Annotated in this window: 18 protein-coding genes and 2 pseudogenes; 15 read left to right on the top strand and 5 right to left on the bottom strand. The window is 61.5% G+C overall.

Annotated elements, in window-relative coordinates; all coding sequences use genetic code 11:
* The 9 genes and pseudogenes from lolA to H0V34_11665 form a co-directional block, all read left to right on the top strand.
* A partial coding sequence (lolA, locus tag H0V34_11705; GenBank protein MBA2492324.1) for an outer membrane lipoprotein chaperone LolA occupies nucleotides 1-543 on the top strand: 543 nt, incomplete at its 5' end.
* A gap of 73 nt (nucleotides 544-616) precedes the next feature.
* Nucleotides 617-1,936, top strand: coding sequence for a replication-associated recombination protein A (locus H0V34_11700; protein ID MBA2492323.1), 1,320 nt, complete (start codon nucleotides 617-619; stop codon nucleotides 1,934-1,936).
* A 246-nt stretch (nucleotides 1,937-2,182) separates the two neighbouring features.
* Nucleotides 2,183-2,788 carry a LemA family protein gene (locus H0V34_11695; GenBank protein MBA2492322.1) on the top strand — a complete coding sequence of 202 codons (606 nt, stop codon included), beginning with the start codon at nucleotides 2,183-2,185 and terminating at the stop codon, nucleotides 2,786-2,788.
* A gap of 35 nt (nucleotides 2,789-2,823) precedes the next feature.
* On the top strand, nucleotides 2,824-3,681 hold the full coding sequence (locus tag H0V34_11690) for a YgcG family protein (protein MBA2492321.1): 858 nt from the start codon (nucleotides 2,824-2,826) through the stop codon (nucleotides 3,679-3,681).
* Between the two features lie 3 nt (nucleotides 3,682-3,684).
* Complete coding sequence (locus H0V34_11685; GenBank protein ID MBA2492320.1) at nucleotides 3,685-4,173, top strand: TPM domain-containing protein; 489 nt, start codon at nucleotides 3,685-3,687, stop codon at nucleotides 4,171-4,173.
* A gap of 112 nt (nucleotides 4,174-4,285) precedes the next feature.
* Nucleotides 4,286-4,570 (top strand): hypothetical protein, encoded by a 285-nt coding sequence (locus H0V34_11680; GenBank protein ID MBA2492319.1) that lies wholly within the window; start codon nucleotides 4,286-4,288, stop codon nucleotides 4,568-4,570.
* A gap of 174 nt (nucleotides 4,571-4,744) precedes the next feature.
* A complete protein-coding gene (locus tag H0V34_11675; protein MBA2492318.1) occupies nucleotides 4,745-5,437 on the top strand; it encodes a class I SAM-dependent methyltransferase in 693 nt (230 codons plus the stop codon).
* 1,175 nt (nucleotides 5,438-6,612) lie between these two features.
* Nucleotides 6,613-6,918 (top strand): annotated as a pseudogene (locus H0V34_11670) (hypothetical protein).
* Nucleotides 6,841-7,962, top strand: a complete 1,122-nt coding sequence (locus H0V34_11665) for a class I SAM-dependent methyltransferase (protein ID MBA2492317.1) — start codon at nucleotides 6,841-6,843, stop codon at nucleotides 7,960-7,962. Before H0V34_11670 ends, H0V34_11665 begins: the two are co-directional and overlap by 78 nt.
* Here H0V34_11665 and H0V34_11660 read toward each other — a convergent pair.
* A pseudogene (locus H0V34_11660) lies at nucleotides 7,907-8,799 on the bottom strand (glycosyltransferase). The gene H0V34_11665 and the pseudogene H0V34_11660 overlap by 56 nt on opposite strands.
* A gap of 61 nt (nucleotides 8,800-8,860) precedes the next feature.
* Here H0V34_11660 and H0V34_11655 point away from each other — a divergent pair.
* From H0V34_11655 to H0V34_11645, 3 genes are all read left to right on the top strand, one after another.
* Entirely contained in the window at nucleotides 8,861-9,037 is a 177-nt protein-coding gene (locus H0V34_11655) for a hypothetical protein (GenBank protein MBA2492316.1), read from the top strand.
* A 547-nt stretch (nucleotides 9,038-9,584) separates the two neighbouring features.
* Nucleotides 9,585-10,826 carry a glycosyltransferase gene (locus H0V34_11650; protein MBA2492315.1) on the top strand — a complete coding sequence of 414 codons (1,242 nt, stop codon included), beginning with the start codon at nucleotides 9,585-9,587 and terminating at the stop codon, nucleotides 10,824-10,826.
* A 49-nt stretch (nucleotides 10,827-10,875) separates the two neighbouring features.
* Nucleotides 10,876-11,883 (top strand): glycosyltransferase family 2 protein, encoded by a 1,008-nt coding sequence (locus tag H0V34_11645; protein ID MBA2492314.1) that lies wholly within the window; start codon nucleotides 10,876-10,878, stop codon nucleotides 11,881-11,883.
* A gap of 19 nt (nucleotides 11,884-11,902) precedes the next feature.
* Here the strand turns inward: H0V34_11645 and H0V34_11640 are convergent, their stop codons facing one another.
* The 4 genes from H0V34_11640 to H0V34_11625 form a co-directional block, all read right to left on the bottom strand.
* Nucleotides 11,903-13,072 carry a cation:proton antiporter gene (locus H0V34_11640; protein ID MBA2492313.1) on the bottom strand — a complete coding sequence of 390 codons (1,170 nt, stop codon included), beginning with the start codon at nucleotides 13,070-13,072 and terminating at the stop codon, nucleotides 11,903-11,905.
* 359 nt (nucleotides 13,073-13,431) lie between these two features.
* Nucleotides 13,432-13,992 (bottom strand): EAL domain-containing protein, encoded by a 561-nt coding sequence (locus tag H0V34_11635; protein ID MBA2492312.1) that lies wholly within the window; start codon nucleotides 13,990-13,992, stop codon nucleotides 13,432-13,434.
* 30 nt (nucleotides 13,993-14,022) lie between these two features.
* Nucleotides 14,023-15,033 carry a diguanylate cyclase gene (locus H0V34_11630; protein ID MBA2492311.1) on the bottom strand — a complete coding sequence of 337 codons (1,011 nt, stop codon included), beginning with the start codon at nucleotides 15,031-15,033 and terminating at the stop codon, nucleotides 14,023-14,025.
* 257 nt (nucleotides 15,034-15,290) lie between these two features.
* On the bottom strand, nucleotides 15,291-15,605 hold the full coding sequence (locus H0V34_11625; GenBank protein ID MBA2492310.1) for a response regulator: 315 nt from the start codon (nucleotides 15,603-15,605) through the stop codon (nucleotides 15,291-15,293).
* A gap of 597 nt (nucleotides 15,606-16,202) precedes the next feature.
* Between H0V34_11625 and H0V34_11620 the strand changes: the two genes are divergently transcribed.
* From H0V34_11620 to H0V34_11610, 3 genes are all read left to right on the top strand, one after another.
* Entirely contained in the window at nucleotides 16,203-17,243 is a 1,041-nt protein-coding gene (locus tag H0V34_11620; protein MBA2492309.1) for a hypothetical protein, read from the top strand.
* A gap of 13 nt (nucleotides 17,244-17,256) precedes the next feature.
* Nucleotides 17,257-17,763, top strand: coding sequence for a hypothetical protein (locus H0V34_11615; GenBank protein ID MBA2492308.1), 507 nt, complete (start codon nucleotides 17,257-17,259; stop codon nucleotides 17,761-17,763).
* A 187-nt stretch (nucleotides 17,764-17,950) separates the two neighbouring features.
* Nucleotides 17,951-18,283, top strand: coding sequence for a hypothetical protein (locus tag H0V34_11610; GenBank protein ID MBA2492307.1), 333 nt, complete (start codon nucleotides 17,951-17,953; stop codon nucleotides 18,281-18,283).
* Nucleotides 18,284-18,326: the final 43 nt, after the last annotated feature.

The raw sequence follows: 18,326 nt of genomic DNA, 5'->3' as shown, positions 1-18,326 counted from the left end.
GCGCGCTTTTTCAGCGACGTCCGTACTCTGGACGCAAAGTTCACGCAACTGGTGCTGGGCGAGGACGGCGAGCAGGTGGCGCAATCCAGCGGCACCGTGCTACTCATGCGTCCGGGCCGCTTTCGCTGGGAGTACGAGCAAGGGCAACTGATTCTGGCGGACGGCGAGCGGCTGTGGATTTACGACGAAGCGCTCGAACAGGCCACCGTCAAGTCGTTGAAAGACGCCTTGGGCGCGGCGCCGATCGCGTTGCTGATAGGCGAGCGGCCGTTAAAAGAACAGTTCAACATCAGGGAGACCGGCGAGCGCGATGGTCTGGAATGGGTGCAGCTCGCGCCCCGCGTGCAGGACATCGAATTCAACCGCATCCGCTTAGGCCTGGATGACAGCGGCATCCGTCGCATGATCCTGCACGACCAGTTCGAACAAACCACCGTGATCCGCCTCGATAACGTGCGCACCAACATCGAGATCGATCCCGCGCGCTTTGAGTTCGAGCCACCGGAGGGGACAGATGTCATCGATGCCGTTGGCGGCTTGTAGGCGAAATCGGCGCATTCTGGTGCATCCAGCGCTGAAGTTCCCGGCAATCAGCCGTATCCCTCGCCCGAGCTAGATGAGCGCCCAGAGCTATCCGCCGCTGGCCGATCGCATGCGGCCGCGCACCGTGGTGGAGTTCGTCGGACAGGCGCATGTCATGGCGCCAGGCAAGCCGCTGCGCCGCGCGATCGAAGAAGATCGGCTTCACTCGATGGTGTTCTGGGGTCCGCCCGGCACCGGCAAGACTACCCTGGCACGGCTGATTACGGGCGCCTCGGGCGCGCTTTTTTTGAGCATCTCTGCGGTGCTCTCCGGTGTTAAGGACATCCGCGCGGCCATCGATGAGGCGCGCCGCACGCGGGCTGACGAGCGGCGCGCGACGGTACTGTTCGTCGACGAGGTGCATCGCTTCAACAAGTCGCAGCAGGACGCGTTCCTGCCGCACGTGGAAGACGGCACCATTTATTTCATCGGCGCGACCACCGAGAACCCGTCGTTCGAGCTGAACAACGCGCTGCTGTCGAGGGTGCGAACCTACGTCCTCAAGCCCCTGGGCGTGGCGGACATCCGCGCGCTGATCGATCAGGCGCTTGACGATAGCGAGCGCGGGCTGGGCCAGCGGCATCTCGAACTGGCGCCGGAGCTGCGCGACACCCTGGCTCGGGCCGCCGATGGCGATGCGCGGCGCGCGCTTAATTTGCTGGAGGTTGCGGCCGATCTTGCGACTGAGATCGACGGACGCGCGGTGATCGATACGGACACCATCACCGAGGTCACGCGTCAGGGCCTGCGTCGCTTCGACAAAGGCGGCGACATCTTCTACGATCAGATCTCCGCGCTGCATAAATCGGTGCGCGGCTCCGATCCGGACGCGGCGCTCTACTGGCTTTGCCGCATGCTGGACGGCGGCTGCGATCCGCTGTACATCGCGCGTCGGGTTACGCGCATCGGCTCGGAGGATATTGGCAATGCCGATCCGCGCGGCCTGCAGCTCGCGCTGAATGCCTGGGATACGTATGAACGTCTGGGCAGTCCCGAAGGCGAACTCGCCATCGCGCAGGCGATCGTGTATCTTGCCTGCGCGCCCAAGAGCAATGCCGTGTACGCGGCGTTCAAGGCGGCCACGCAGGCGGCGCGCGAGTCCGGCAGTCTGGAAGTACCGCCGCATTTGCGCAACGCGCCCACGCGGCTGATGAAGTCGCTGGGACACGGCAAGGATTACCGCTACGCGCACGACGAGGCTCAAGGCTTCGCCGCGGGCGAAAATTACTTTCCGGATGAGTTGACCGGGCAGCGTTTTTATTACCCGGTCGACCGCGGACTGGAAATCAGAATCGGGGAGAAGCTCGCGCAACTGCGGGCGGCCAACCGCGAGCGTGACAAACCTACCTCGTGACAGCACTTTAAACGCGGTGCGCCGCGGAGCACACTTTGTTGACTAATGCATAAATGGTTAACAGGTCGGCAGGTTGTCATTCTGAGGCCCCTTCACTTGTTCAAGGGTAAATTCTGGCCGAAGGATCTCCTGTTCCCGAAACCAGATGCTTCACTCCGAGATTCTTCGCTGTACTCAGGATGACAGCTTTTTCGTTAAGTGCTTATGCAAGACTCTATCGTATTCCATACCACAAGAGGCGCTTCGATGCGTAAATTCTACATTGCGTTGGTCCTGATCCTGAGCTTGAGCGGTTGTGGCTACAATATGCTGCAATCCGGCGACGAGCAGATCAAGGCGGCCTGGGCCGAGGTGTTGAATCAGTATCAGCGCCGCGCCGATCTGGTGCCCAACCTGGTCAACACTGTAAAGGCCTTCGCCAGCCAGGAGCGCGAGGTGCTGACCGAAGTCACCAACGCGCGGGCCCGGGTCGGTTCCATTCAGGCCACGCCGGAACTGATCGAGGACGAACAGGCGTTCGCGAGTTTCCAGCAGGCGCAGGGCGAGTTATCGGGCGCGCTGTCGCGACTGCTGGTGGTCTCGGAGAACTATCCACAACTACGCTCCAGTTCGCTGTTCCGCGATCTGCAGGCGCAACTGGAAGGCACCGAAAATCGCATCACTGTCGCGCGCAACCGTTATATCGAGGCGGTGCGGAATTACAACGTTACCGTACGTTCCTTCCCCAGCAATCTGACCGCGATGGTGTTCGGTCACGACACCAAGCCGAGCTTTACCGTGGAGAACGAAGAAGCGATTTCGCAGCCGCCCACCGTGGATTTTTCGAGCCCGGCGGGACAGGGCGCGCAATAGTGCCACACACGTTGAAGCACGCACGGGCAGCCGGTTTGTGGCTTGCGACCTGTTGGTGCCTGCTGTTTGCGGGCGCGGCGTTTGCGCAGGTTCCGGTGCCGGCGCTAGCGGCGCGGGTTACGGATTTGACGGAGACGCTGTCGGCGCGGCAAAAGACGGAACTCGAACAGACGCTGGCCGTGTTTGAGAAAAAGCAGGGCAGCCAGATTGCCGTGCTGCTCGTTCCCACCACCCAGCCCGAGGAGATCGAGCAGTATTCGATACGAGTCGTCGAGCAATGGAAGCTTGGGAGGGAAGACGTTGACGACGGCGCGCTTCTGCTGGTCGCGAAAGCCGATCGCACCCTGCGCATAGAAGTGGGCTATGGTCTGGAAGGTGCGCTGACCGACGCGACGTCCAAGCGCATCATCGCCGAGATCATCACGCCGCATTTCCGGGACGGCGATTTCTTCGGCGGCATCCAGGCCGGTGTGCGCGCGATGATGAAGGTGATAAAAGGCGAGCCGTTGCCGCTCCCCGCGCCAGGCGCGTCGAACGACGACGGCGGCGGCTCGAGTTCCATCCTGCCGGGTGTGGTGTTCTTCGCGTTTATGATCGGTCAGATGTTTCGCGGCCTGATCGGCAGCCTGCCGGCAGCGCTTGGCACCGCGGCGGTCGCGGCAAGTGTAGCGTGGTTGCTGGCAGGTGTGGGCGCCGCCGTGCTCTCCGCCCTGGCCATATTCGCCATGCTGATGTTCAGCGGTCTGGGTGGCGGGCGCGGCTTCAGCCGCGGCGGATATTATTCGAGCGGCGGCTTCGGAGGCGGTGGTCTCGGCGGCGGGCTGGGCCGCGGCGGCGCCTTTGGCGGCGGAGGTGGTGGTTTTGGCGGCGGCGGCGCCTCGGGAAGATGGTGAACCATGCGCTGGCTTAGGCATTTGTTCAGCGGCGCCTGGCAGGTGCGCCGCGTGTTCCCGCCGCACACGATGCAGGCGATCGAAGCGGATATTCGCACGAGCGAGGTATCGCACCAAGGCGAGATTCGCTTCGCAATGGAAGCCGGGCTCGACATCGAGGCGCTGTTGCGTGGGCAGAGCGCGCGCGCGCGCGCGATCGAGGTGTTCTCCGACCTGCGCGTATGGGACACCGAACACAATAACGGTGTGCTCATTTATTTACTGCTGGCCGATCACGACGTCGAAATCGTCGCCGACCGCGGCATCGACGCGCGCGTGGGCGCGGCAGGCTGGCAGGCGGTTTGCACGGAAATTGAATGGAGATTGCGGGCAGGTCGGTTCGAAGAGGGCATCCGAACCGGCATACAGGCAGTCAGTTCTCATCTGGCGCGGCATTACCCGGCGCGCGGTGGCGATCACAACGAACTGCCGGACGCGCCGGTGATTCTGTAGCAACCACCGCAGCCCAGCATTCCGGCGCAGGCGTTCTCGCGGGGGTCAGGCCGTCATTTAGCATGGGAAACACGCCGCCTTGCGTACGTGTTACCCAGCCAGTTCAGGAGCAATCGTGGATCAGCTTAAACTTTCTCAGCCGCTCATCGACGCCGTGCAGGAGGCGCTGGTCAGCGCCGACCCGCGCGCCAGCGATCCGTTGGTGGCCATGCAGTACTTAAGCGCCATCATGGGCTATGCGCTGGCCAAGACGAACATGCCTGCGGCGGCCAGGCGCGACGCGCTCGAGCAGTTGAACGCGCTCGCGCGCCACGTGCTGGAGGATCTCGAAGGCCAGCAGGATTCGCGGCCTTCGGCCGGTGAAGCGTTCGGCATCTGGCGGCCAGGCGATCCTTGAAGGGTCGGCTACATGAATGGCGCGCGCCGTTTGCCCAGCGCGAAGCTGTGGAGCCGTCGGAAACTCGCAGTGTCAACGTGCGATGTCGCCTCGTTCATAAAAATGCCAAAGGGTGTACACAAACTGCACGCGATGATTCACGGGAATATAAGCGCGTGAACGCGTGAACGCGTGATGCGGAGGGGCAAACTATGGCGGCGCCTTTGCCGCTTCTCGTTTAGCAGACGCCGCATCTCGCGGGCCAGCCTCGCGCGTCTGTGCGGTGAACAAGCCTCGGAGGCGTACGCATTGGTGGTGCACTCCAACGACGTCAACCACAAGCGTTTTTTCCCGAATGCCTACGTGGTCAGCAAGCGCGAGGACAAACCGGCCAACCTCTACACGGATGCTTATTTTCAGGATCTCAGCTTCATCGGCGACCAGAGTTTCGAGATCGTCCTGTGTACCGGGCTGCTGGAGCACGTGCCCGACCCACAGAGGATCATCGACGAATTCCGGCGCATCCTTAAGCCGCACGGGCGTCTAATCATTTCCGCCAGCGCCGTATTCCCCACGCACAGCGCCCCCGACAACTTCTTCCACTTTACGGCGCACGGCTTCCGGCTGCTGTTCCGTGAATGGGCGCGCTTCGAGGTGCTGCGTGGATCGAGCCGTCCGTTTCAGACCATCGCAATACTGTTGCAACGGATCAATCTGCAGTGTGACGTGTTCCCACTATTCCGGCCCGTGATCGAGCTTTTGTATCACGTGGTGCCGTGGATGGATGTGTTCATGATCCGCCAGTACGACAGCGTTTCGGGTCGCGGCCCGCAAAGAATAACGGACGCCTTCATGCCCGCGACCTTGCATGCGGTGGTCATCAAATAGCGTTGCGGTGAGCTTGATCGGCACGCTGCGCCCGCAACCACAACGACCGGTACTGACATGATACGGAATATCGCCACACTCAAAGACGGCGAAGTATTGCGGGCCGACGTAGCCGTAGTGGGCGCGGGTCTGGCGGGCATCGACATCGCGCGTTATCTCGCCCGTCGCGGCGTGCGCGTGGTGCTACTAGAGAGCGGCCGTCTCGAGTTCGACCCCGCTATCCAGGAACTTGCGCGGGTATCGTTTGCCGGCAAACCGTTGCGCACGCACGAAACCGACAGCGACATCAGCGCGTATCTGCCGCCCATGTACCGGGGTTATTGTCGCATCCGACAATTTGGCGGCACCACCAACGTATGGACCGGCAAATGGCGCCGGTTCGATTCGTGGGATTTTAAGCAGCGGCCGTGGATTCCGTACAGTGGCTGGCCGATTGAGATCGATGACCTGCTTCCTTTTTATCGGGAGACCGCGGAGGATTACGGTTTCGGCGACTTCGATGCGGCATCCGGCGGCATGCTCATGCGCAACGCGCGAAACCTGCTGGCGCCGGCCGGGCTGGAGCCGCACCTGTTTTACTGGGAAAGGACTCCGACGCGCTCCGGCACGCGCTTTTTTCAGGAGTTGAAGCGCTCACCAGCGGTCGAAGTCGTACTTGGCGCGAACGCGAGCGAGATCGTGCTGGAGGACGACCTCGAACACGTGCGCGCCATTCACTTTCAGTCGCTGGATCGACGCAGCTTTAGCGTACACGCTGCGCAGTTCGTGCTGTCCACCGGCGGGCTCGAGGCGCCGCGGCTGCTGCTGGCCTCCAGCCGTCAGCTGCCGGCCGGTGTGGGCAACGCGCGCGACCAGGTAGGGCGCTTCTACATGGATCATCCCAAGGATATGCAAGCGAAGCTGCGGCCGGGTCCGGCAATCGACCATGTGATCGAGGGATTGCAGACTCAGCCGCGACCCCGCTTCGGTATCAGTATCGCGTTTTCGGAGCAGCAGCAGCGCGCGTTAGCGCTGCCCAATCACGCCGTGTACCTGCGCCCGGACAAGGCGTCCCGCGCGGGCGCCACCACGCACTTCGCTTCGAAACTGGGTGTCGAGCAACTGCCCGGTCCGGACAGCCGTGTGTATCTCGGCGCGGAGCGGGATGTGCTGGATATGCCACGGCTGGTGGTTGACTGGCGTTTCACACCACAGGACCATACCGGGCTGGAGTTGCTACTGCGCGAACTGAAAAAATCGTTCGCGGCCATCGGCCTTGGCGAACTGGATTTCGGGACGAAACCGCTGCGCCTGGACGACATGATGGACGCATCGCATCACATGGGCACTACGCGCATGGCGGCGGATGCTTCCTCAGGCGTGGTCGACGCCGACTGCAAGTGTTCGGTACCGACAATCTGTTCGTGGCGAGCAGCGCCGCGTTCGCCACCGCGCACGCCTATTCGCCGACCTTTACCATACTGGCGCTCGCGCGCCGTATCGGCGCGCACATCGCGCAGCTACACGCGACGCGAGCGCATCCGCAACCGGTATCGATCGATGCCACTTCTAACTTACATTGCCAGCTTATGAATGACTCGTTACGCAAACTGGCCGCGCCGCATGCTGACTACAAGGGGCGCGGCGCGGATTACGCCTACGCGCGGCCCGATTATCCACACGCGGCGATAGATTTGATTCCGCGCGGGCTAGGCGATCCCGCGCGGCTCGTCGTCGCCGACGTTGGTGCGGGTACCGGCATCGGCTCGCGTCTATTGGCCGACCGCGGCGCGCGCGTCACCGCGGTGGAGCCCAGCGCCTCGATGCGGGAAGCCGCCGAGCCGCACGCGCGGGTCATATTTCGCGACGCCGCCGCCGAACATACGCCGCTGTCCAAGGCATCTGTCGATCTGGTCACCTGCTTTCAGGCGTTCCACTGGTTCAAGCCAGGGGCGACGCTTGGCGAGTGCCGCCGTATGCTGAAACCCGGCGGTCGGCTGGCGGTAGCCTGGAATCGCAATGTTCCGGACGACGAATTTCTCGCTGACTTCCGGCGCATCGTGAGTAAGGCCAGGCCAGGCGCCGCGCCGGGGAACAAGCATCGCGCGCCCGTGCAGTCGCTCATGTCCGACCCGCGCTTCGATCACGTACGGCGGCACAAGGTCCCGCACAGCCGGGCGCTGGATCTACCCGGTCTGATCGGATACGCGCAGAGCAAATCCTACGTGCCGCGCGAAGGCCAGGCGCACCGGCAACTTATCGCCGATCTGCGCGCGCTGCACGGCCGCTGGGCGGACGCTAGCGGCGAGGTGCACTTTGCCTTGCGCACCATAGTCTATCTCGCCGAGGCAGGCGCGCCGCGCGATATGGGGCAGAGCCAGGCGATTGCCAGGACGCGTTTACCGGAAACTTGCCTGAAAATGTGGGATGGTTCCAAGCTGCTAGACTGTTACGGCCAACCTGTCGCTGGCCGTGGGCGCACGCCTTTTCTCACATCGACTTCTCGCGCCTGGCTCTGGAGAATAGCGATGCCCGTACTCTCCTGACCGTGCGCCGTAAAGTGCGGCGCGGCGCCAGCCTCGCCGCGTGTATCAGTGCGCTGAATCCGATCATGGGCTGCTGCCGAAACGAGCGCAGCGCGTGTGCGTACACGAAATCGGCATACTGCACCGGATGCGCTTCGAACAGCTTGCGATGCTTGGCGAGAAACTGCTGGTAGCTCTTTGTGCGCAACGCCGGATCACCCGACACGCGCGCGCCAGCGTGTCGGGTCAATTTATAGGTCACCGTCGGCACGCCGAGAATCGAACACATCGGGTTGAGCCTTAGAAAAAACTCGGACGTCACTCTTGAGCGGAAGCTCTCATCCCAGCCGCCTACCGCCCAGAAGACGTCTTTCGGAACGACCAGCGTTTGCTTGGCCAGGTACGAGCAGCCACGCTCCAGCGGCTCCAGAAAGTAACACTGCCCGCGCGCACGCGTAGGGGGGGCGGCGTGTCGCGACCACCTCGCCGTTCGCGCCCACCCATTGCAGACCGGTAGTGACGGCGACCGGCGGCGACAGCGAAGATGAGGTGGCGGCCTCCAGCGAAACCGCCACCATGTCGGGTAGGAGCTGATCGTCATCATCCAGAAACGTCAGCCACGCGCCGGCGGCTGCGCGCGCGCCTATGTTGCGCGCGGCGGCGTGGCCGCGGTTCGCGTCCAGCCGTATCAGCTTGAGCCGGCGATGCGGCGCCAGTCTGACGGGCGGATCGGACGCATCGTCGACGACCACCACCTCGACGTCCCCGCGCGACTGCGCCACCGCTCTCCACCGCGCGCAACAGCAGAGCCGGACGGTTCCAGGTGGGGATGATAATACTCAGGACGGGTTCGATCATCGGGGTCTCACGCCTGCGACATTCTGGGATTCCGAGGTCAATGGTTGGTGGCGGCGTCTGGATGCGCGCGCGCACCTATACAGCTGTGCGCAAAGCCAGCCGTGATCGCGACTCGCACGGCGACGGCCGTGTACCGGGATACGATTTCCGCAAGCATACGCCGGGCCCGCTTCGTTACGACGAATCTGTTGATGTGATCGTTCATGTGACGTGGCGGCGCGGAAGGTTGATTTTCTGACCGCACCAGTGATCGCTTCGCCAACGGTATCGCGATCGAACGTCTGATATACAAACGCATCGTCCGGGTATCGGACACCTAGTCCAGAATCCAGACGGCGTGGCGTACCGCGCCGCTTATCCATTGACCAAACTCGCCGACACTGCTCATAGCAGGATACCTTAACGCTCGATTTCCGCGCCTTGTTTCTGCGGGCGATGCCGCTATGCCCTTGTTTCTGTAGGCGATGCCACTATCGCGGTGGGTGTGGCGCCTCATTCAGAACGAAGGGCATAATTAATGCAGGCCAGCAGGTTCGTGATCAGACAATGCTGCGGTCGTTGCTTATGAGCGTCCCGACGCGGCAGCGGGCGCATCGTAACCCCGCATGACACCGGATGCCTGATGTGGATGTGCGTGGATCGACCAGGAAGACAATTGCATGAATCTGCTCGCGCTCCTCGCGCTGGGGCCTCAACGCACCAGCTTCGATACCGGCCGCAATAAGATGCCCGTGCGTTTCCCCGCCACGGCGCGCGAACCTGCCTCGGCCAGCAACGTCAAGCCGTTGTCCGTGGCCTTTCTGGTAAACGATTTTCCGCTTCTGTCGGAATCCTTCGTTATCAATCAGGTCGTCGGCTTGATCGAACGCGGGCACAAAATCGATGTTTACACCCTGCATAAACGCCAACCGGGCGTGTCCGAGCTGCTGCATCGTGACGTGGAGCGGTGCCGCCTGCTCGATCGCACACATCGCGCGATCACTGTTCCCGAGAATCGCTGGCTACGCGCGCTGAAGGCGTGTGGCCTGTTAATGGCGAACTTCCGCCGTAATCCAAAGTTCTGCTGGCGCTGGTCAAAAGCGGTTTTGCTGGGCGAGGGCACGAACCTGTTGCAGCTTCTTTATGTGGCGGCGCCGCTGCTCGGTAAGTCGCACGACATCGTGCACTGCCAGTTCGGCACGATTGGTCTCACCGGCCTGAAATTGCATCGCCTGGGCGCCATCCGCGGAAAACTCATTACCACTTTTAGGGGTCACGACATCAGTCAGTACGTGCGAACGCACGGCAACCGCGTGTACGAAAATCTGTTCAAAATCGGTTCGATGTTCATTACGAATTGTAGGTTTTTCGAGCGTCGCCTGCTCAAGCTGGGTTGCGATCCCGCCAGGCTCGCCGTGTTGCCTTCGGGCATTGATTGCACCAGATTCACGCCCGGAAATTGGGTCGGCCGCCGCGACAACGGCCTCCGCCTGGTCACCATTGGCCGCCTGGTCGAGAAGAAGGGCATCGAGTACGCTCTACGCGCGGTCGCGGAATTCGCGGCGGCGCGATCGGACATCGATGTCACATACGCGATCGTCGGCGACGGGCCGCTGTGGGAACCGCTGCGACGGCTGATCAGTGAGTTGCGATTGAGTGATTCGGTCACCATGCTGAGCTGGCGAAACCACCAGCAGATCATCGATATTTTGCGCGACGCGGATGTGTTTCTAGGCCCCAGCGTCACCGGCGTGGACGGCAATCAGGATGCGCCCATCAACACGCTGAAAGAAGCGATGGCGCTGGAATTGCCCGTGATCGCCACCTGGCATGGCGGCATTCCGGAGCTGGTTCAGGATGGCATGTCCGGCCTGCTCGTACCGGAGCGCGATGCCGACGCCATTGCGGACAAGCTGGATTATCTCGCGAACCACCGTGATATATGGACGCGCATGGGCCGTGCGGGCCGCGCCTATATCGATGCGCACTATAACCTGCACGCGCTGAACGACGAACTCGTCAACATCTATCGCAAAGCGCTCACCTGACGTGCGCTTTGCGCGAAATGATTTTGAACTGTAACTACAAGGAAGCCACATGAACACTGCCGAATCTTTCTCCGATCCCCATGTAACGATCATCGTCGTGCCGCGCGAGCGCTTCAGTTGCGCGGCCGAGTCGCTGGAAAGCATTTATCAGCACACCACCATGCCCTTCAGTCTCGTATACGTCGATGGTGGATCGCCCGCGCGCGTGCAGCGTTATCTGCAGACACAGGCTCGCGAGAAAGGCTTTCACCTGCTGCGCACCGAGTCGTATCTGTCGCCCAATCGCGCGCGCACCCTGGGGCTGCTCGAAGCGCGCGGCGAATATGTGGTGTTTATAGACAACGACGTGATCGTTTCGCCGCGCTGGCTGGAGACGCTGATCGAATGCGCCGAGGAAACCGGCGCGGCGGTCGTCGGACCGCTCACCTGCCAGCACAAGCCGGTGCATGAAAGAATCCATTGCGCCGGCGGCGAATCCGGGGTGGAGATCAAACATGAGAACGGCCAAAGCACGCGGCATATCGTCGAGAAGATTTACAGTCAAGGTCGCTCGGTAGCGGGTTTGCGCGCGGATCTCAAGCGTCAAAAGACCGGGCTCGCCGAGTTTCACTGCATGCTGGTGCGTGCGAGCATATTGGACGAGACCGGCCCGCTGGACGAGCAACTGCTGAACACGAAAGAACACGTAGACTTCTGCATGCTGGTCACGCAGGCCGGTGGCAGCGTGTGGTTCGAGCCGGCGTCGGTTGTCACGTATGTGCCCGGCCCGCCGCGCGATTTGGGCGACCTGTCGTTCTACATGCTGCGCTGGAGCAACGAAAGGGAGCTGGCCAGCCTCAAACACCTGCGCGATAAATGGAATCTGACCGAGGACAAATACTTCCGGCACCGCTACCGCAATGTCGGCTGGCGTCGCAAGATGACCATCGTGCGGCCGTTGAGCGAAAAGCTCACCTTCGGCCGCGGCAGCAAGCGTCTTGAGAACCTGCTGTTATTGCTCGATCAGCGGCTCAATCGCCGCCTGACGGATCCATATTCGCGGCGCATGTCGCAGTAGCCTCGCTCGACTTGCGGGGTCAGTCCCGCCGCAGCTTGTCCGAGATCGCGATCGGCGTCGGGTAGCGCATGACGATCACGTAAGACGAGACCATAAACGTCAGCAGCGCGGCGACCTGGATCAGGTATGACGCCTGATGGCCGATGATTCGCTGCTCCATCGCCAGTACGGCGATCAACAGTGAAAACTCGCTGATCTGGCCCAGCCGCACGCCCACCTCGCGCGAGCGGCCCGATGCTTCGCCCGAGCGGCGCAGCAGAAACCGGAACGTCAGCGGTTTCAGGGTCAACATGAGTCCGGCGAGCAGGCTCGCAGGCAGCAGCACTTCCATCAGAATCGCCACGTCGAAGCGCGCGCCCAGGGTGAAGAAGAAGATCACCAAAAAGAAATCACGCAGCGGCTTCAACGAATCGGCGATGTAAAGCGCGATAGGGCTGGTCGCGAGCAGCACGCCGGCGATAAAGGCGCCGATCTCGTACGACAATCCCACGCTTTCCGCGAGCTGCGCCAGACCCAGACACCAGCCGATAGCGAGCAGAAAGATGTACTCGTGGATCTTGTCGAAGCGCCGCACCAGGGTCATCACCACAAAGCGTTCGACGAGCCACGCAACCAGCACCAGCGCCGGTAACGACAGCAATACCAGCAAAATGTCGACCAGCGGCATGCCGCGCTGGTCGCTCGCCTGCAACAGCAGCAGCACGATGATCGCAATCAGATCCTGCAGCAACAGTACGCTGATGATGATCTCGCCGGTGTGCCTGTGATGCAGCACCGTGGTAGGCAGTAATTTCAAACCGATAATGGTACTGGAGAACATCAGCGCCACCCCGATAATCAGGCATTCCATCGTTGCAAAGCCGAGCACCCAGCCGAGCGCAAAACCCACTCCGGCGAACACGGCGGAGCTCACGCCGGTGACCACTACCGTCTCGCGGAACAGGCCGATGAGCTTCTGCGGATAAAGATCCAGCCCCAGCAGAAACAGCAGAAACATGATGCCGATCTGGGCCACCTGCCGGGTCATCTCGGCGTCCTCCACCAGCCCCGCACCCGAAGGCCCCAGCAACATGCCCAGCACGATGTAAGCGACCAGCATGGACTGGCGCGCATACAACGCCAAGGTAGCAAGCGCCGCCGCACCGGTGAAGATCAGGAAAATCGTGAAGACGACAGGGTCGGCGTGCATGGCGGGAACAAGCTATCTCATAAGCAACGCCGTGTCAGCAACATGGGAGCGGGAGAGCCTCGCAGAACCACGCGATCGCGGGTCGCACAAGGATCAGCGGCACGAGAATGGCGCCACGCCGTTATCCCGGCTACGTAGCAATAGCTGGAGGCCAGCCGGGTGGATTAAGCCTTCCCTTTACCGCGATACCGGGGAGCACAGCGACGACAAAATCTTCTGTAAAGATTTTGGACAGCGCTTGCTGGCCCGCCAGGGCGCACGCCACGGATGGTGTGCGCAATCCACCAGGAAAGATCAATAAGACGGTGGATACGCTTCGCTTTACCCAACCTGCATCACTACGCGGCGGGGTTTCGCGCTCAGACAAACTCGTCCAGCAATCGCGGCGCGCCGACGTGATAGCCCTGCGCGTAGTCCACGCCGATCTCGCGCAACTTGGCGAAGATCATTTCATTCTCGACAAACTCGGCGATGGTCTTTTTACCCATCATGTGCCCGATGCCGTTGATCGACTTCACCATTTCGAGGTCGGTGACATCCTCGACGATGTCCTTGACGAACTGTCCGTCGATTTTCAGATAATCCACCGGCAGGTTTTTAAGGTAGGCAAACGACGAAAGCCCGCTGCCGAAATCGTCCAGCGAGAACCGGCAGCCTCGCTTTTTGAAAGCCGCCATAAAACGAATGGCCTTGGTCATATTCACGATGGCGGTCGTCTCGGTGATCTCGAAGCGGATTTTCTCGAACGGCACGCCAGTCTCTTCGAAATGTTGCAGCACGGCGCCGCAGAATTCCTCGTCAGCCAGTGAGTGACCGGAGATATTGATGGCGCACAGCGAAGTACGTTCGAGCTGAGCGGGATGGGCGGCGAGCCAGCCGAAGGTCGTGTTCAGCACCCAGCGGTCGATCCTGGTGATCATGTTAAAGCGCTCCGCAGTCGCGATAAACATTCAGGCGGGGGTCGGTATACCGTCGTCGCCGCGCATGCGGATCAATATTTCGTAGTGCGCGCCGGCGTCCTGCGAGCCGTCAAGTGCTACGATCGGTTGATAAAACAACACCCATCGATTCTCTTCCAGCGCCCGGTCGATCTTCAGCACGCGCTGGATCTCGGTGTCGCGGCGCGCCAGCAGGGTGTCGCTCTCGCTATACTCGTGCACCCGGTTGCGCCCCGCGTCCTTGGCGACGTAGCACGCGCTGTCCGCCGCGCTCAGCACGCTGGACGCATCCTCGATCGTACCGTCGATGGGTACCAGACCGATACTCGCGCCGACGTGAAACTGAACCTTATCCCACGTGAAGCGGAATTGATCGACGATCCCGCGTAATCCATCCGCCACCAGCCGCGCCTGTTGCGATGAACAGTGCTCCATCAAAACCCCGAACTCGTCGCCGCCCAGACGCGCCACCGTGTCGCGGTTACGCACGCCTCTTTGCAACAAGGTGGCTACCTGCCGCAATAACTCATCGCCTGCTACATGGCCGCACGTATCGTTGATGATCTTGAATTTGTCCAGATCGATACAGCACAGGGCGTGCTTGCTGCGTTCCTCACGCGCGGTCCTCAATACCCGCTGCAGGCGCCGCTCGAACTCGCGCCGGTTCACCAGTCCCGTCAGCTCGTCGTGGCTGGCCTGGTGCGACAGTTGCTGAGCCAGGTAATGCGTCTCGGAGATATCTTCGCTTACTACCAGGATGTTCACGCGTCCCTCACCATCCGGCATCGCGCGCGCGATGTCCCGAACCCATAAGGGTTGGCCATTCTTGTGCAGCTTGCAGATTTCCCAGCGATGAACAGTTTCTGGTGTTGCGATGCACGCTGCGAGTCGTTCCACCAAAGTCGTGCGATCGTGTTCCCAGACCAGCGTATGCGCCGGCCGGTGCAGCAGTTCCGCGACGCCGTAGCCCAAGTATGTGGCGCCGAACGCGTTGACCGACAGTATTTTGCCGCCGCTGTCCACGGAAAAAACATGGACGGCGTGTCATCATAAAATTGGCGGTAACGCGGCTCTTCGGCCGGGGGCGATGTTTGCCCCGCGCGTTCGCGTTTGTCCAGGTCCGCGCGCAGTTTTCTGTTGATAGCGAGCAGGCTTTTCGTGCGCGAATGCGCCTGGCGCCGCATCGCAAGCTGTGCCTCGACGCGCGCGAACAGCACCGCGAAGTCCAGCGGTTTGCTCACACAATCTCGTTGGCGCCCAGGGCCAGCGCCGCCACAATTTCATCGCTGTTCGACTCTTGTGTCATAAAAATGATGGGCAACAGCGAGGCGGAGCGCGTTTTGCGCAGGGTCCTTGAGCACTTGCAGTCCATCTATTTCCGGCAGCCGCGCATCGAGCAGCACCATGTCCGGACTGTGCGCTTTCGCCAGCGCCAGCGCCTGTTCGCCGCTGTCCGCCAGAATCACGCTGTAGCCTCGTGACTTGCAGTTGCTGGCCGTCGTATCACGGCTGGACCGTGCGTTGTCCAGCGCCAGGATCGATGCGGCCTGGTTGCTGACCACGGATTTACTCCCGTCGAGGGCCTTCCCGGGCATTGATTCTATAGCCTTGCTTGCAGCCATTGCGCGCGCTTCCCCCACGGTGTCACTGGCCGAGACCGACGGATTGTGCGCCGCACGTATTCGCAAAGCCACGCGGCGGCAGGCCAGATCACGATCAGCGGCATGAATCACGCGATCGCCGGGTGTTCCGGCATTACACGTCCGGTTTGATGCCGACGAACGGCCGCATCAGGTGTATGAGCCGTCAAGTTCTGTTCAATCGAACATGCATTTGCTCGCAAAAACGGCTCCGGAGTAACCGTTTATCGGCAGTTTCGAGCCGTTTTATCGGTATGTGGTTGTTCGTGATGTGATCCGCGCCTAACTTCCGCCTACGTCGCCACATCCTTGAGTGCGCGTGTTAGTTGCGCATCGACGAGCCGGCACGCCAATAGCAAAAATAACAGACGGGCAAAATCATGGGGACATCGTTAATCATCAAGTCGGTTTTCACGGCCGGCATCGACCCCGCGGTGCTTTCAAGGGCGTGCGCGGCGGCGTTATCAGTGCATAACGGTTCCCCCGCTGCTGAGGCAAGCAGCGCTTACTCGAACTCAAGCTGAACCCGCCGCGATCGCAACGGCCCCCGCGATGTTGAATTCGCCCGCGCACCACCGGATCGGTTTACGGATGCCGCCCTGTATCCTCGTTTTGTTATGTGTGGTGGCGGCGGCGTACAAGCCGTTGTTCGCGGCAGGCACACCGGCCGGTACCTCGATCGTCAATTCCGCTACCGTGGACTTTGAATTAGAAGGCGAGCCCGGAACCGCGAGCAGCACCGACCAGTTCAGTGTCGCCGAGATTATCGACGTGGCCGTAATCTGGCAGGACGCGGCCGATCTAGAGACCGCTTCGCCCGATACCAATCGCGTACTCACCTTCCTTGTCAGCAACATCGGTAACGGGGCCGAGGCCTTCTCGCTGCAGGTAAATAATCGCGCGCTCGATACCGATGATTTCGATCCCGACACCGCGCGTATTTTTCTCGATAGCAACGGCAATGGTCTGTTCGACGGCGCCGCGACCGATCCCGGGTATTCACCCGGAGGCAACGATCCTCTGCTGGACGCCAACGGAGCGAACGAAATCACCGTTTTCGTAATGAACAACGTTCCCGGCGAACAGGCCAAGGGCGCGATCGGTGGCAGCCAGTTACTCGCGTTATCGACGACTACGGGCGCGGCGGGCAGCGCGCCCGGTACCGGATTCCTGGGGCTGGGTGATGGTGGCATCGAAGCGGTCGCGGGCGCGACCAGCGCTGACGGCGACGCTGTCGGCCGCTATCTGATCGCGTTGACGGCATCGCCCGTCACGCTGACCAAAAGCGCCGCGGTGATCGCCAACGATCGCGGTTGCGATACGCCGCCTTGCACGCCGCGACCGGGTGCTACGATCCGCTACACGATCGAGGCGGATGTCACCGCCGTTCCGGTAGCCGCGCTGGTGATCACCGATCCAGTTCCCGCCAATGTGACCTACGTCGCCAATAGCATCCGCCTAGACACGGCGCCCCAGACCGATGCCAGGGATAACGACCCCGGCAGGTTTGCTGCCGACACGGTGAACGTGAATCTCGGTGAAGTGACCGACGCCGCCACGTACGCCATTACCTTCGATGTAACCATAGACTGAAAAGGAGCAAACGATGAATAACCGTAGCACTGTCAAGCAAACCCTCGCCGCACTATGCGCCTTGTTGTTGTCGGCGCTGGTAATCGCCAACGTGGCGGATGCGGCAAACGTCAAGCTCATTTCGGTGGCGGAGAGAGAAGTCGTGACCACCACGGCCGACGGCGTAGACGTCACCGAGATCGTGCCCGCCGAGAGCGTGATTCCGGGCGAGGAAGTGATCTACACCACTTACTACAACAACACGAGTGACCGCATAGCCGACAAAATCGTGATTACCAACCAGGTGCCTGAGCACACGCGCTACAAGGCTAATTCCGCGATCGGCGCCGATACCGCAATCACCTATTCGGTCGATGGTGGTAAATCGTTCGCCGCGCCGGAAGAGTTGATGGTCACGGGCAAGAATGGAGAGCAGCGCGTGGCGCGGCCTTCCGAATACACGCACATCCGCTGGGCGTACGAGCCGGTTTTGCCGCCGGGTGAAAAGGGCAGCGTGCAGTTCCGCGTGGTGCTGCGATAGCCGCCGCTGGGTACGCGGCGGCCCTGGTGGATTCGCGGCTTGCGCCGCTTAATCCACCCTACGCGCGCTACGTGCGCAATTAGAAGATCGTAGGGTGGATAAAGCATCGCGTATCCACCGAGATGATTAATACATAACGCAAACCAGATAACGAAAGCAGCACATGCAAACCAGGGGAGTCACCAACATGAAATCTTGTACACTAACCAGGCTGCTCGGCCTGGTAACGGCCACGGCATTACTGTGGGGCGCATCAACCAGCCTTCACGCGGCCGCCACCGCCTCGGGCGTCACGATTAGCAACACGGCGACCTTGAATTACTCGATTGGCGCCGTCCCCCAGGATCCGGCAAGTTCAAACGCCGCGACCTTTGTGGTTGACAACAAGGTCGACCTGACCATGGTGTCAACCGGTGCCGCAACGGTCATACCTGGCTCGACGAAGTCGATACTTCGATCGCGCGGGCGCTGGTCGATCCGCTGGGCATTGTCTTCGATAGCGCCACCGGCGCGCCGGTAGACGGCGCCACCGTCACGATTGTCGAGGCGCTGACGGGGCGGCC

The sequence above is a fragment of the Gammaproteobacteria bacterium genome (assembly GCA_013696315.1).
Taxonomy (GTDB): Bacteria; Pseudomonadota; Gammaproteobacteria; order JACCYU01; family JACCYU01; genus JACCYU01.
Note: the sequence above shows the minus strand (reverse complement) of the source record. Positions and strands in the feature narration are given on the sequence as shown.

Coding starts and splice junctions, on each gene's coding strand:
- H0V34_11700 (MBA2492323.1), top strand. CDS start 617: ATGAGCGCCCAGAGCTATCCGCCGCTGGCCGATCGCATGCGGCCGCGC.
- H0V34_11695 (MBA2492322.1), top strand. CDS start 2,183: ATGCGTAAATTCTACATTGCGTTGGTCCTGATCCTGAGCTTGAGCGGT.
- H0V34_11685 (MBA2492320.1), top strand. CDS start 3,685: ATGCGCTGGCTTAGGCATTTGTTCAGCGGCGCCTGGCAGGTGCGCCGC.
- H0V34_11675 (MBA2492318.1), top strand. CDS start 4,745: ATGCGGAGGGGCAAACTATGGCGGCGCCTTTGCCGCTTCTCGTTTAGC.
- H0V34_11655 (MBA2492316.1), top strand. CDS start 8,861: ATGCGCGCGCGCACCTATACAGCTGTGCGCAAAGCCAGCCGTGATCGC.
- H0V34_11645 (MBA2492314.1), top strand. CDS start 10,876: ATGAACACTGCCGAATCTTTCTCCGATCCCCATGTAACGATCATCGTC.
- H0V34_11640 (MBA2492313.1), bottom strand. CDS start 13,072: ATGCACGCCGACCCTGTCGTCTTCACGATTTTCCTGATCTTCACCGGT.
- H0V34_11635 (MBA2492312.1), bottom strand. CDS start 13,992: ATGATCACCAGGATCGACCGCTGGGTGCTGAACACGACCTTCGGCTGG.
- H0V34_11625 (MBA2492310.1), bottom strand. CDS start 15,605: ATGCCCGGGAAGGCCCTCGACGGGAGTAAATCCGTGGTCAGCAACCAG.
- H0V34_11620 (MBA2492309.1), top strand. CDS start 16,203: ATGTTGAATTCGCCCGCGCACCACCGGATCGGTTTACGGATGCCGCCC.
- H0V34_11615 (MBA2492308.1), top strand. CDS start 17,257: ATGAATAACCGTAGCACTGTCAAGCAAACCCTCGCCGCACTATGCGCC.
- H0V34_11610 (MBA2492307.1), top strand. CDS start 17,951: ATGAAATCTTGTACACTAACCAGGCTGCTCGGCCTGGTAACGGCCACG.